This window comes from Brevibacterium sanguinis, from assembly GCF_003315415.1.
In the GTDB taxonomy this organism is placed as follows: Bacteria; Actinomycetota; Actinomycetes; order Actinomycetales; family Brevibacteriaceae; genus Brevibacterium; species Brevibacterium celere_A.
Map to the genome: position 1 here is coordinate 282,418 of NZ_QNSB01000001.1, position 12,093 is coordinate 294,510.

Here is a 12,093-nt window from a genome sequence, read left to right on the forward strand (position 1 = left end):
GGAAACTCACGACGGAGGGAGCACTATGCGCTTTTCACTTTTCATCCATATGGAACGCTGGGACGACTCGATCAGCCACGAGCAGCATTGGCAGAACCTGGTCGAGCTGGTTCAGCTCGCCGAAGCCGGAGGGTTCTCAACGGTGTGGATCGGTGAGCATCATTCCATGGAGTACACCGTTTCGCCCAGCCCGATGCCGCAGCTGGCGTACCTTGCGGCGAAGACCTCGACGATCCGACTCGGGTCCGGGACGATCATCGCTCCGTTCTGGCACCCCGTGCGCGCGGCAGGAGAGATCGCACTCCTCGACGTCCTCAGCGGCGGTCGCGCCGAGGTGGGCATCGCCCGCGGGGCATACCAGTTCGAATTCGATCGGCTGATGGGCGGAATGCCTGCCGCGGACGGCGGCGAGTATCTTCGTGAGCTGGTTCCCGCGGTGCAGAAGCTGCTGCAGGGCGACTACGAGCATGAGGGCAAGCACTGGCAGTTCCCCGTCTCGACCGCAGTGCCGAAGCCGATTCAGGCTCCGACTCCACCGATCTGGCTGGCCGCGCGGAGCCCGGAGACGCACGATTTCGCTGTCGCCAACGGCTGCAACGTCCAGGTGACTCCGCTGATGAAGGACGACCGCGAGGTCGAGGACCTGATGAACAAGTTCACGACTGCGGTCGACGCGCATCCGGAAGTGGAGAAGCGTCCGGAGATCATGGTGCTGCGTCACACCTATCTCCATTCCCCGGACGACCCCGAGGGGTGGAAGGTCGGAGCCGCTGGGATCAACAGGTTCTACCGCACCTTCTCATCCTGGGCGTTCGGGAAGAAGGCTCCGGTCAACGGCTTCCTCGACCCGACTCCGGAGGAGAAGTTCGCCGACCGCCCCGAGTTCGAGCTCGAATCGCTGCACAGGAACGCCATGATCGGCACCCCTGCCGAGGTCACCGCACGGATCAGAAGCTACGAGCAGATGGGCTACGACGAATACAGCTTCTGGTCGGACAACTCGCTGAGCTTCGAGGAGAAGAAGGCGTCCCTGCAGCTGTTCATCGACGAAGTGGTGCCGAACTTCCGCTGAGGCGAGATGCTGACCGGGCATGCTCGTCTCAGCGCCGCACCGGGACGAGAGTGACGTCGCTGAGGACGCCGGAATCCGCGGTCGCAGTCATGAACGTGCAGACCGGTTGGCGACGCCGGTCGGTGGGAGAGCCGGGATTGAGCAACCGCATGCCGTTCGGAGTCGTCGTGTCCCAGGGGATGTGGCTGTGACCGAACACGAGCACGTCGACGTCGTCGAACCGGGCGTCCATGCGCTTCTCACGTCCCTGAGCAGCACCGGTCTCATGGATGACGGCGAACCGGATCCCCTCGATCTCCACCTGGGCGACCTCGGGCAGCCGGGCTCGCAGTTCGGGCCCGTCGTTGTTGCCGTGGACGCCGATCAGGCGGTGGGAGCGGGTCTCGAGCGCATCGAGAGTCGCCTCGTCGACCCAGTCGCCGGCGTGGATGACGACGTCCGCCGCCGCGATCGCTGAACAGACGGGGTCGGGCAATGCCTTCGCCCGCTTCGGCAGGTGAGTGTCGGCGAGGATCACGAGAGAGGTCGGCATGTGGCCATTCAACCCGATCGGGACGGCTCGGCGGGCATCCGACCGGGCGGTCGGCTTCGGCAGGCAGGACCCAGGGGAGGGGAGTCACGGTCCGACCCCAACAGTCACGCCGACACAGTGATCGCGGCCGAAGAATGCACAGGAGCTGCAGAAGTGGCGGACATCTGCACTTCTCAGCAGCGCCAGCCGCACCGGCTGTGAGGTGCCGCGACATCGTAGGAACGATGTCGCGGCACATCACATTCGTACGCGAGGGGGGACTTGAACCCCCACGTCCGCAGACACTGGAACCTAAATCCAGCGCGTCTACCAATTCCGCCACTCGCGCGTGTGCCCCTCACCGCCTGCCGCCCTCGAAGTGAGATCGGGCAGTCGCGGTGAGCGCCGCACTCCAGGGTAGCAGGATGCGCGAGCGACGCGGAATGCTCGAGCCGAGCGCTCAGGCGGCGTCGATGCCGAGCGCCTTGCGCAGACGTCCGACATGGCCGGTGGCCTTGACGTTGTACTGCGCGAGTTCGACCGTGCCCTCGGCATCGACGACGACAGTCGAGCGGATGACGCCCTGGACGACCTTGCCGTAGTTCTTCTTCTCCCCGAAGGCACCCCACTCGTCCATCATGGCCTTGTCCGGATCCGAGAGCAGGTCGAAGGTCAGCCCCTCCTTCTCGGCGAACGTCTTCAGCTTCTCCGGCTGATCGGGGGAGACGCCGAGGACGACGAGTCCGGCCGCACTCAGCGCCGACAGGGAGTCCCGGAAGTCGCAGGCCTCTGTCGTGCAGCCGGGAGTCATCGCCGCCGGGTAGAAGTAGACGACGACCCGCTGCCCGCGGTAGTCGCTGAGGCTCACGGACTTCCCGTCCTGGTTGACCAGCGTGAAATCGGGTGCGGTGTCGCCGACGGCAAGTCGTGGCATTGCTTCTCCTTCGTCAGGGTCGAGTCTCGATCGTGAACGGAGACCCATGAGCGGTCGCCGCGTCACCCCACCACTCTAATCGTCGGCGCGGACCCGAGCCTGCAGAATCAGTCGATCCGCGCGATCGTCTCACCCACGGATACCATGTCGCCGATCGACGCGACCTGGTGGAGGATCCCGGACCTGTGGGCCGGGATCCTCGTCTCCATCTTCATCGCCGACAGCACCGCGATGTCGTCGCCCTCGCTCACCTCGGCACCATCGGAGACGAGGTAGTCGACGAGGTTGCCGGGCACCGGCGCTGCCACCGCGGTGGGATCGGATCCCGTGCCATCTCCGGCGTCACCGGTGTCCGCGTTCTCCGTTCCGGCGTCGCGGCTCCCGACTCCGGCGCCGAGGTGGGCGATGAGGTCCGCAGGCAGCCCGAGAGTCGCCCGCCTGCCGTCGAGGTCGACCGTGAAGCGCCGCAGGCTCGCCTCGGCGACCGGCGCAGGTCTGGACTGGGCGGTGAATCGCGGCATCAGCTCCGACTCGATCCACTGGGTGTGGATGCCGAGGTCCGCCGAGGCGAACGCCGGGTCGGTGAGGATCTCGAGTGTGCACGGCAGCACCGTCGCCGGCCCGCTGACCTGGAGCTCCCTCGCCGCGGTCAGGGTGCGGGCGATGGCCGTCGCCCGATCGGGACCGTGGACGATGAGCTTGGCGAACAGCGAGTCGAAGGCCGCCTGCACGGTGTCTCCGGAGCGGACTCCCGCGTCCCAGCGCACCCCGGGACCGCCCGGCACGGTCAGCGCCTCGATCCGGCCCGGTGTGGGGAGGAAACCGCGGCCGGGGTCCTCGGCGTTGATGCGCAGCTCGATCGCGTGTCCCCGGGGCTCGGGGGTCGCTGCCAACCCCAGTTCCCCGTCGAAGGCGATGCGGAACTGCTCCGCGACGAGGTCGACGCCGGACACCGCCTCGGTGACAGGATGCTCGACCTGCAGGCGGGTGTTGACCTCGAGGAACGTCATCGTCCCATCGGCGGCGAGAAGGAACTCGACGGTCCCCGCGCCCCGGTAGTCGACCGCGGCGCAGATGTCCTCGGCCGCCCGGTGGAGGCGCTCGCGCTGGTCGTGACCGAGGTTCGGGGCGGGAGCCTCCTCGATGAGCTTCTGGTTGCGCCGCTGCGCGGAGCAGTCGCGATCGCCGACGGCCACGGTCCGCCCGTGACCGTCGCCGAGGATCTGCACCTCGACATGGCGGGGCCGCTCGAGGTACTTCTCGACGAAGCACTCGGGGCGGCCGAACGCCTCGAGGGCCTCCCTGGTCGCGGAGTCGAAGGCCTCGGCCGCCTCGGCGAGATCGCGCACGATCTTCATCCCGCGCCCGCCGCCGCCATGGGCGGCCTTGATGATGATCGGCAGTCCGTGTGCCGCGGCGAACTCCTCGACCTCGGCGGCGCCGGCCAGTGGCCGGTCGATCCCCGGCGCCAGGGGAGCGCCGACCTTCTCGGCGATCCGGCGGGCGGTGACCTTGTCGCCGAGGGCCCGGATCGTCGTCGCGGTGGGCCCGATCCAGATGAGACCGGCGTCCTTGACGGCGGCGGCGAACTCGGCGTTCTCCGACAGGAACCCGTAGCCGGGGTGCACGGCATCGGCGTCGGAGGCCCGGGCCGCGGCGAGCAGGGCGTCGATGCTCAGGTAGGTGTCGGCGGCGCTCGTGCCCGGAAGCGCGTGGGCCTCGTCGGCGAGCTGGGTGTGCATCGCCTCGATGTCCTGATCGGCGTAGACGGCGATCGATGTGTGGCCGGTCTGGGCGCAGGCTCGGATGATGCGAACGGCGATCTCGCCGCGATTGGCGATGAGGATTCTCGGCATGGTTCAGCTTTCGTCGGACATGTCGGCGGAGTCGGGCTCAGGGTCGGGGGAGTGGGACGCGTCAGGATCGGGGGAGTCGGGGCCGAGGACGAATCGCACCCTGGCGCCCGGGGGCAGCTGGGCGGCGAGATCGGTGTCGTCGACGCCGGCGATGATCGGGTACCCGCCGGTGAGCGGGTGGTCGGGACCGAAGAGGACGGGCTGTCCGTTGGGAGGCACCTGGAGCGCCCCGGTCACCGCGCCCTCGCTGGGCAGCTCACCGTCGCGGCTGCGCTCGAGCGGCACGTCTCCCTGCAGACGCAGGCCGACCCGGTCGGACTCGCTCGTCACCGTCCAGGTCTGCTCGAGCAGGGTCGAGATCCCCGCCGAGGTGAACCAGTCGTCACGCGGACCGAGGGTGACCTCGAGCTCGATCGTCCTCCCGGGTGCCGGGAGCTGAGCATGATGGGCGCGGGCGGGCCCCGGAGCGACGAGGTGCCGCGCCGTCGCGGGCTCGGCGATCGGCAGGGTGTCGCCCGCCTGCAGCGGGTCGGGTCCGAGGTGGGCGAGGGTGTCGCTCGAGCGGCTCTCGAGCGCCGACTCGACGGCGAGGCCGCCGCGAAACGCCACGTAGCGGCGCACGCCGGCGCTCGGAGTCCCGAGGTGGAGTTCGTCGCCGGACTCGGTGGCGAAGGGCTCGCCCGGGCGGTGGTGGAACACGGTGCCGTCGGCTGAGGTGAGGGTGATGGGCCCGGGTGCGCCGGTGACCGCGGCGACCGAGGCGCCCGTAAGGCGCAGGGTCACCGCGCCGCCGTAGCTTTCGAGTCCGGCCGCGTCGGGATCGTTGCCGACCAGGCGGTTGGCGGTGATGAGCGCTCCGCGGTCGGCGGCACCGGCCTGGGAGACTCCCATCGCGGCGAAGCCCGGGCGTCCCAGGTCTTCGACGAGGAGCTGCAGGCCCGGCTCGACGACCTCGACGGTGAAACCGCTGCCCGCCATCTCGTCGGAGCGCGCGGACTCGACGGACGCATCCGCGCCGCCGTCCGCCGACACCGCTGCCGAATCCCCGGAATCTCGAGTCTCCGCGGACCCCGCGCCCGTCGTTGTGATCGTCTCCCCGACGTCCCGGAAGGTCACGATCGTTCCCGGCACGAACAGGGCCGGGGGATCGCGGTCGAGGTCCCAGAGCACCGCGTCGGTGTGTCCGATGAGCTGCCATCCTCCCGGTGAGCTGCGCGGATACACGCCCGTGAATTCCCCGGCCAGGGCCACGGCCCCGACGGGAACGCGCGTGCGCGGCGACGGGCGGCGCGGCACGGAGAAGAGGGGATCGTCACCGGCGAGGTACCCGAACCCGGGGGCGAAACCGGCGAACGCCACCCGCCACGTCGCGGCCTGATGGCGGCGCACCACCTCGGCGGGGGAGACGTCGAGGAGGTCGGCCACCTCGGCGAGGTCCTCCCCGTCATAGGAGACGTCGATCCTGACCTCACGATGGTGCCGGCTGGCATCGGTCCCGTACTCGAGGGAGCCGATGGCCTCGCGCAGGCGCCTCGCCGAGGTGCGCCGCGGGTCGAAGCGGATGAGCACTGTGCGGGCGGCGGGGATGAGCTCGTCGACACCGGGCGGGGTGGACGCCTCGAGCGCGGCGTGCAGTCGCATCGTCTCGGCGAGGTCGTCGCATTCGACGAGGAGGTCGCGGCGGGAGGCGGGGCGGAACCTGGTCACTGACGGTACTTCGCTTCCGGGGCGTCGGTGATGAACATGCGTCCGGGGGAGTGGGTGATCGCGAACGGGATCCCCGACTTCTCAATCGCGGCCTGCGGAGTGACGCCGCAGGCCCAGAACACGGGCACGTCGCCGTCGTGGATGTCGGGGGCGTCCCCGAAGTCCGGGGAGCCGAGGTCGGTGATGCCGATCTGCTCGGGGGCGCCGATGTGGACGGGACCGCCGTGGACGGCGGGGTACCTGTCGGTCACCCGCACCGCCTGGGCGACCTGATGGGCGGGGACGGGGCGCAGGGAGACGACGAGGTCCCCGGAGATCCTCCCGGCGTCCGCGCACGGCAGATCGGTGAGGTACATCGGCACATTGCGTCCGGCGTCCTGGTGGCGGATCGGGATTCCCGCCCGCCGCAGACCCGATTCGAACGTGAAGCTGCAGCCGATGAGAAACGAGACGAGGTCCTCCCGCCACACATCCGTGGCGTCGGTGACCTCCTCGACGAGCTGACCGTCCTCCCACAACCGGTAGCCCGGGATGTCGGTGCGGATGTCGCTGCCCTCGGCGAGCGCGGATTCCCAGTCTCCGGCTTCGATGACGTCGAGGACGGGGCAGGGCTTGGGGTTGCGCTGGGCGAACAGGAGCATGTCGTACGCCCACTCCTCGGGCACGGCGATGAGGTTGGCCTGCACGACCCCCGGTGCCATGCCGGACGTCGGTCCGGTGAATCCGGCGCGGATGCGCTCGCGGGCCTGCCCGCCCACGATCGCGGCCGTGACGAAGTCGTCGGTGCTCACGCCGGGCTCCCGGACACGGTGCCGTCGGAGCTGCCGCCGGGCGCGCTCTCGGCGAAGGGGCTTCCGACGGCCGGGCTCCCGGCGAAGGGCGCGATCGTCACTCCTGCCTCCTCGAGACGGCTGCGGGCGGCGCGCGCCATGGCGATCGAGCCCTCGCTGTCCCCGTGGAAGCAGATCGACTGGGCCTCGACCGTGACGACGGAGCCGTCGACGGCGGTGATCCGGCCGGTCTCGACGAGGCGCAGCACGCGCTCGGCGACGGCATCGGGGTCATGGAGGACCGCGCCCTCCTCCGTGCGGGAGACGAGTGAGCCGTCGGGGTTGTAGGCCCGGTCGGCGAAGGCCTCGGCGGCGACGGCGAGGCCGGCCGCCTCGGCGACGCGGTTGGACACGCTGCCGGCGAGACCGAGGAAGACGAGGCCGGGATCGATGGCCTTGATCGCGTCGACGACGACTTTCGCCTGCGCCTCGTCATGGACGATGCGGTTGTAGAGACCGCCGTGGGGTTTGACGTAGGCGACCTCTCCGCCCACAGCCGTGGTCAGCCCGATCAGCGCCCCGATCTGGTATTCGACCTGAGCCTGGAGGGTGGCGGCGGGAACGTCCATGGGGCGGCGTCCGAAGCCCTCGTAGTCGTCGTAGCCGGGGTGAGCGCCGATGACGACGCCGGAGCGGGTGGCGGCGGCCACGGTGGCGCGGATGCCCTCGGGATTGCCGGCATGGAACCCGCACGAGACGTTCGCACTGGTGACCAGCCCGAGCATGGCCTCGTCGTCACTGACGACGCGGTCGGGAACGTTCTCTCCGAGGTCCGAGTTGAGATCGATGGTTGTCATGAATGTCCTCCGATTCCGATCATGGCGAAGATGGGTCCGATCGACTGCACGCCCATGTACCACGTGAGCAATGTCGCCAGGGTACCGATGATGAGCAGCCACGTGGGATAGGCGTCCGTATTGAGGAGCCGGGGCCTGAACCATCCGATGTACATGAAGACGGTGAGGCCGATGGGCAGGATGAGCCCGTTGAAGCCGCCGACGAACACGAGCAGGGTCGCGGGCGTCGTGCCGAGCAGGAGGTAGGCGACGAGTGAGACGACGATGAAGGCGACCGTGGCGATCTGCAGCGGCCATCCGCCGGCGAGTCGCTGCGAGAACGAGGAGAGGAACGTCGCCGAGGTGTAGGCCGCCCCGATCACCGAGCTCAGCGCCGCCGCCCAGAAGATCGCGCCGAAGATCCGCATCCCCGCCTCTCCGAGGACGGCGGCGAAAGCCTGACCTGCGGGATTGGCGGACTGACCGGCCAGATCGAGGGTGATGCCGGAGGCCACGACACCGAGGATCGCGAGGAACAGGATGTAGCGCATGAGCCCGGTGACGAGGATGCCCGTGAGCGCCGAGCGCATGACGCTGGGGGGCGGCCGCGGGACCGACGTTGCCGGAGTCGAGGTAGCGGTGGGCGCCCGAGTACGTGATGTAGCCGCCCACGGTCCCGCCGACGATCGTCGTGATCGTCGCGAAGTCGATGGTGTCGGGGACGACGGTCTGGCGCAGGGCCTCGCCGACGGGCGGCTGGGAGACGATGGCGACGATCGTGGTGAGGACGATCATCCCGACGCCGAGGATCATGACGACGATGTCGACGACCTTCCCGGCGCGCTTGAAGAGGAAGATCGCGATCGCGAGCACACCGGTGACGAGTCCGCCGAGCTTCGGATCGAGCCCGAGGAGGGCGTTGAGCCCCAGGCCGCCACCGGCGATGTTGCCGATGTTGAAGGCGAGGCCGCCGACGACGATGAGCACGGCGAGGAGGATCCCCGAGCCGGGGACCGCGGACGAGGCGAGCGCCTGCGCCCTCTTGCCCGAGGAGGTGACCATCCGCCAGATGTTGAGCTGGATGGCGATGTCGATGAGGATCGAGACGAGGATCGCGAAGGCGAACGCCGCACCGAGCTGTGCCGTGAAGGTCGCCGTCTGCGTGATGAAGCCGGGACCGATCGCCGAGGTGGCCATGAGGAAGATGGCCCCGACGATCGCGCTGCGGCTGACCTTCTCGGTCAGAGTCGCCGGGTTGGACTGGTCCATGGGAACTCCAATGATCCGGATGTGGTCACCGCGCTGTGGGGATCCTCGCGACGAGCGGACTGTCATCCAGGCTACGCGCGATGACCCGGCGCGGCCAGACCATGGCGACCGGCTCGACCCTGGTACTCCGCCACGCTCGGCGGCGACCAGGCCTCGAGCACCTCTGCGGGCAGTGAGCAGACCTCGACTCCGAGCGGATGGCAGTGCTCGAGCTGCTCCTCCGTGCTCGCGGCGTCCGGGCCCCACATGTGGACCGAGAGATCGCCGCCCGGGCAGGTCGACAGGGCGCACAGGAGGTCCACCTCGGCGAAGAACTCGAAGGAGTCCCCGGGCCGGGCCGGGCACGAGTCCATGAAGTACTCGCGCCTGTCGTTGAGTCCGGCGAACTGGAAGACGTTGAGGACATCGTGGACGTCGAGCTCGGTGAGCCCGTGGGGGAGGATCGCCCGAGTGAGGTTCGAGTGGCAGTGGTAGTCGAAGTCATAGCCGGCGAGCATGCGGTTGACGTACGGGTCGCAGCGGGTGCCGAGAAGGTCATGGATCACCTCGGCGTCCGGATGGTCGGCCAGCGAGTCCGCGACGACGGTGGCGAGGGGGCGGAGGTAGGGCAGGGTCGACCAGAAGCGGTCGTAGGTCGTCATCGATGCCCGCTGCAGCTGCCGGGTCCGCGCGGCCCAGAACCTCTCGCGCGGATTGTGGAGGTTCCACATGTTGAGGTCGCCGACCTGCGGGCCCTCCACCGAGAGGATCCGCACGAGGGACCCGGCCGGCACCTCCCACGCGCGGGCGGACCGGAGGGGGATCTCGAAGCTCTCAACCACGGTCCGCTCAGCGGCGGCGATGCGATCGTAGAGGGATGTGTCCGGGTCGAGGGGGCCTCCCGGCAGGGACTGGTAGGCGGCGGGCTGCGTGTAGCTGCGGGGTCCGGTGGGCTCGGCGGTCATCGTCGTGCTCCGATCTGTCGACGGGGTGGTCACGGTGGACGGGCGGTCACTGGTTCGGGACAGGTGGTCGGTCGGTCGACGCGTAGGCGCGGAGGAACGCGCCGACACCCTGGTCGATGATCCGGTCGAGGTCGCCGGGGGAGACGGGGGAGACTGCGCCGGTGAACATGGCCCGGTTGACGGGGATCCACAGCAGCAGTCCGACGAAGTGCTCGGCGGCGAGATCGGGATCGTCGATCGTCAATTGCCCGCCGGCGGAGAGCTCGGCGAAGCGCTGGGACAAGGTGGCGAGGACGCGTTCGAAGCCGTTCTCGTACCACGAGGCGCCGAGCTCGGGGAAGCGCTCGGCCGTCGCGATGACGACCCGGCGCAGGCGGAGGGTGTCGGGGTCGAGGACGGCCTCGGCGAATCGACGGGCGAGCGCGCGCAGCGCGGCAGGCAGGTCCTCGGGATCGCGGAGCCTCTCGGCGACGTGGTCGACGAGGTGGTCGATCTGCGCCGTCGTCTCGAGGATGATCCGGGAGAAGAGCTCGTCCTTGTTCGCGAAGTGCTTGTACACCGTCTGCTTGGACACTCGTGCCGCCGAGGCGACGTCGTCCATGCTCGTGCCCGCGTACCCGCGCTGGAGGAACAGCTCGGTCGCCGCGTCCTGGATCGCAATCCGGTTCCCGATCGATCGTGCACTCGACAGAGCCACTGCCATCCCTTCCCGCACCCGCCCATTCACGGGCCGCCCTCGATCGCCGCTCGACACTGGACTGCCCAGTACCGAGGGGTTAGAGTAACACGAGACGGGTACTATACGGTCCAGTTCTCACGGAGCGGGTGCGGGGGAAGCGGACCGAGAGGGGACTGGACCATCATGCGCAATCCGGAGATCGACGCCTTCGCCAAGGCGAGGCTGAGCCCAGAGCATCGCGAGCACCTCGAGCGCATCAGGAAGCTCATGGCCGACCACGCGCCGGAGGCCGACGAGGTCATCAGCAGCGGATCGCCGGCCTGGCGCGGCGCGAAGATCCTCGCCATCATCAGCCCGAGCAAGACGCACCTGACCTTCGCCTTCGAGCGCGGTGCGTCATTCACCGATCGCCACGGACTCCTGCAGGGGGAGGGGAAGCGGACCCGGCACGTGAAGATCAGGACGTGGACTCCCGAGCTCGACGAGGCGCTGCCCGACTACATCGCGCAGGCGGTCGATGCCGACGGATGAGGGCCGGGGCTGAATGAATGCGAAGAACCGCCGATCGGATCATCCGATCGGCGGTTCTGGTTCGCTGTGCGCCCCCCGGGACTTGAACCCGGAACCCACTGATTAAGAGTCAGTTGCTCTGCCAATTGAGCTAGAGGCGCGTTCCTCGCTGCCCAGTTCCCTGCGCAACGAGAATTAATACTACTCAGGTCGATCCGCGTCTGGCAAACCGAATCCGGCCCGCCGGGGATTTTGTGACCAAGGTCGCACGTCGTTCCAGGTCAGCCCGTCTGCAAGACGATCACGAGCTCACAGATACATGCCCGCGCTCGACTGCTCGGCGGGCTCGGCGATGGCGTGGACGTCGCGCTCTCTCAGCAGCACGTAGGCCTGTCCCTCGAGCTCCACCTCGGCGAGGTCCTCCGGGTCGTAGAGGACGGTGTCGCCGAGGTTCGCCTGCCGCACATGGGGTCCCGCGGCGACGACCCTGCCCCACACGAGGCGCTTGCCCATCGCGGCGGTCGCCGGGATGACGATGCCGGCCGAGGACTTGCGCTCACCCGCCTCCGGACCGGGATCGAGGAGGATCCGATCGTGGAGCATCCGGATGGGAAGTGCGGCATCAGCCACGCGAGTTCCTTCCGCCCAACCCGACGATCAGTGCGGCGACGCCGAGGACTGTGCCGGCGGCCAGGGCGATCGTCTCGGTCTTGGGCTGTCCGTCCTCGGTGACGACGGTCGACTTCGCCCGATCGACCGCGCGGGAGACGAGGACCTTCGGGTGGATGCGGCCGACCAGTTCGTCGATGTTCTCGGCGATGCGCTCTTCGCGCAGGCGGATCGACTCCGCGAGTTGGGCAGGGGTTGCGTTGTCCACGGTCACATCTGAGGTGTAGACGTTGTCAGTCATCGGATCGTCGCCTCCGGGTCGAATGCTCTCTCGCACGTGGCAGGGAGCCACAGTGCCTCGGCGTCAAGCTTAGCCGTTGGATTCTCCGGCTGTCA

The 12,093-nt window shown here is 68.8% G+C and carries 12 protein-coding genes, 2 tRNA genes and 1 pseudogene; 2 read left to right on the top strand and 13 right to left on the bottom strand.

Going from position 1 to position 12,093, the window contains the following annotated elements:
- The first annotated feature begins 25 nt into the window (after positions 1-25).
- The gene (locus DFO65_RS01270) at positions 26-1,072 is read left to right on the top strand and encodes an LLM class flavin-dependent oxidoreductase (RefSeq protein ID WP_113902599.1); all 1,047 of its coding nucleotides are present in this window, start codon (positions 26-28) and stop codon (positions 1,070-1,072) included.
- A 28-nt stretch (positions 1,073-1,100) separates the two neighbouring features.
- Here DFO65_RS01270 and DFO65_RS01275 read toward each other — a convergent pair whose 3' ends face one another.
- The 10 genes and pseudogenes from DFO65_RS01275 to DFO65_RS01320 all read right to left on the bottom strand — a co-directional run bounded on the left by DFO65_RS01275 (position 1,101) and on the right by DFO65_RS01320 (position 10,596).
- Positions 1,101-1,604 carry a metallophosphoesterase family protein gene (locus DFO65_RS01275; protein WP_113902600.1) on the bottom strand — a complete coding sequence of 168 codons (504 nt, stop codon included), beginning with the start codon at positions 1,602-1,604 and terminating at the stop codon, positions 1,101-1,103.
- Positions 1,605-1,850: 246 nt separating this feature from the next.
- Positions 1,851-1,932: transfer RNA gene (locus DFO65_RS01280), tRNA-Leu, on the bottom strand.
- Between the two features lie 111 nt (positions 1,933-2,043).
- A complete protein-coding gene (bcp, locus tag DFO65_RS01285) occupies positions 2,044-2,517 on the bottom strand; it encodes a thioredoxin-dependent thiol peroxidase (protein WP_113902601.1) in 474 nt (157 codons plus the stop codon).
- Between the two features lie 107 nt (positions 2,518-2,624).
- A complete protein-coding gene (locus DFO65_RS01290; protein WP_113902602.1) occupies positions 2,625-4,373 on the bottom strand; it encodes an acetyl/propionyl/methylcrotonyl-CoA carboxylase subunit alpha in 1,749 nt (582 codons plus the stop codon).
- A gap of 3 nt (positions 4,374-4,376) precedes the next feature.
- Complete coding sequence (locus DFO65_RS01295; protein WP_113902603.1) at positions 4,377-6,080, bottom strand: 5-oxoprolinase subunit B/C family protein; 1,704 nt, start codon at positions 6,078-6,080, stop codon at positions 4,377-4,379.
- Positions 6,077-6,871 carry a putative hydro-lyase gene (locus tag DFO65_RS01300; protein ID WP_245940411.1) on the bottom strand — a complete coding sequence of 265 codons (795 nt, stop codon included), beginning with the start codon at positions 6,869-6,871 and terminating at the stop codon, positions 6,077-6,079. Before DFO65_RS01300 ends, DFO65_RS01295 begins: the two co-directional genes overlap by 4 nt.
- Positions 6,868-7,707 carry a LamB/YcsF family protein gene (locus DFO65_RS01305; protein ID WP_113902604.1) on the bottom strand — a complete coding sequence of 280 codons (840 nt, stop codon included), beginning with the start codon at positions 7,705-7,707 and terminating at the stop codon, positions 6,868-6,870. Before DFO65_RS01305 ends, DFO65_RS01300 begins: the two co-directional genes overlap by 4 nt.
- Positions 7,704-8,955, bottom strand: a pseudogene (locus tag DFO65_RS01310) (NRAMP family divalent metal transporter). Before DFO65_RS01310 ends, DFO65_RS01305 begins: the two are co-directional and overlap by 4 nt.
- 71 nt (positions 8,956-9,026) lie before the next feature.
- Positions 9,027-9,899, bottom strand: a complete 873-nt coding sequence (locus tag DFO65_RS01315) for an urea carboxylase-associated family protein (protein ID WP_113902605.1) — start codon at positions 9,897-9,899, stop codon at positions 9,027-9,029.
- A gap of 46 nt (positions 9,900-9,945) precedes the next feature.
- Positions 9,946-10,596, bottom strand: coding sequence for a TetR/AcrR family transcriptional regulator (locus DFO65_RS01320; protein ID WP_220151215.1), 651 nt, complete (start codon positions 10,594-10,596; stop codon positions 9,946-9,948).
- Between the two features lie 165 nt (positions 10,597-10,761).
- Here DFO65_RS01320 and DFO65_RS01325 point away from each other — a divergent pair, with 165 nt between their 5' ends.
- Positions 10,762-11,109: a DUF1801 domain-containing protein gene (locus tag DFO65_RS01325; protein ID WP_113902607.1), complete on the top strand. Its 348-nt coding sequence runs from the start codon at positions 10,762-10,764 to the stop codon at positions 11,107-11,109.
- Positions 11,110-11,176: 67 nt separating this feature from the next.
- Here DFO65_RS01325 and DFO65_RS01330 read toward each other — a convergent pair.
- From DFO65_RS01330 to DFO65_RS01340, 3 genes are all read right to left on the bottom strand, one after another.
- A tRNA-Lys gene (locus DFO65_RS01330) sits at positions 11,177-11,249 on the bottom strand.
- A gap of 148 nt (positions 11,250-11,397) precedes the next feature.
- Positions 11,398-11,718: a GroES family chaperonin gene (locus DFO65_RS01335; RefSeq protein ID WP_113902608.1), complete on the bottom strand. Its 321-nt coding sequence runs from the start codon at positions 11,716-11,718 to the stop codon at positions 11,398-11,400.
- Complete coding sequence (locus tag DFO65_RS01340; RefSeq protein WP_113902609.1) at positions 11,711-11,998, bottom strand: DUF3618 domain-containing protein; 288 nt, start codon at positions 11,996-11,998, stop codon at positions 11,711-11,713. Before DFO65_RS01340 ends, DFO65_RS01335 begins: the two co-directional genes overlap by 8 nt.
- Positions 11,999-12,093 lie beyond the last annotated feature (95 nt).

Excerpts from the sequence above, each read along its gene's own strand:
- DFO65_RS01325 (WP_113902607.1), top strand. The coding sequence starts at position 10,762 with ATGCGCAATCCGGAGATCGACGCCTTCGCCAAGGCGAGGCTGAGCCCA.
- DFO65_RS01315 (WP_113902605.1), bottom strand. The coding sequence starts at position 9,899 with ATGACCGCCGAGCCCACCGGACCCCGCAGCTACACGCAGCCCGCCGCC.
- DFO65_RS01340 (WP_113902609.1), bottom strand. The coding sequence starts at position 11,998 with ATGACTGACAACGTCTACACCTCAGATGTGACCGTGGACAACGCAACC.
- DFO65_RS01270 (WP_113902599.1), top strand. The coding sequence starts at position 26 with ATGCGCTTTTCACTTTTCATCCATATGGAACGCTGGGACGACTCGATC.
- DFO65_RS01275 (WP_113902600.1), bottom strand. The coding sequence starts at position 1,604 with ATGCCGACCTCTCTCGTGATCCTCGCCGACACTCACCTGCCGAAGCGG.
- bcp (WP_113902601.1), bottom strand. The coding sequence starts at position 2,517 with ATGCCACGACTTGCCGTCGGCGACACCGCACCCGATTTCACGCTGGTC.
- DFO65_RS01305 (WP_113902604.1), bottom strand. The coding sequence starts at position 7,707 with ATGACAACCATCGATCTCAACTCGGACCTCGGAGAGAACGTTCCCGAC.
- DFO65_RS01290 (WP_113902602.1), bottom strand. The coding sequence starts at position 4,373 with ATGCCGAGAATCCTCATCGCCAATCGCGGCGAGATCGCCGTTCGCATC.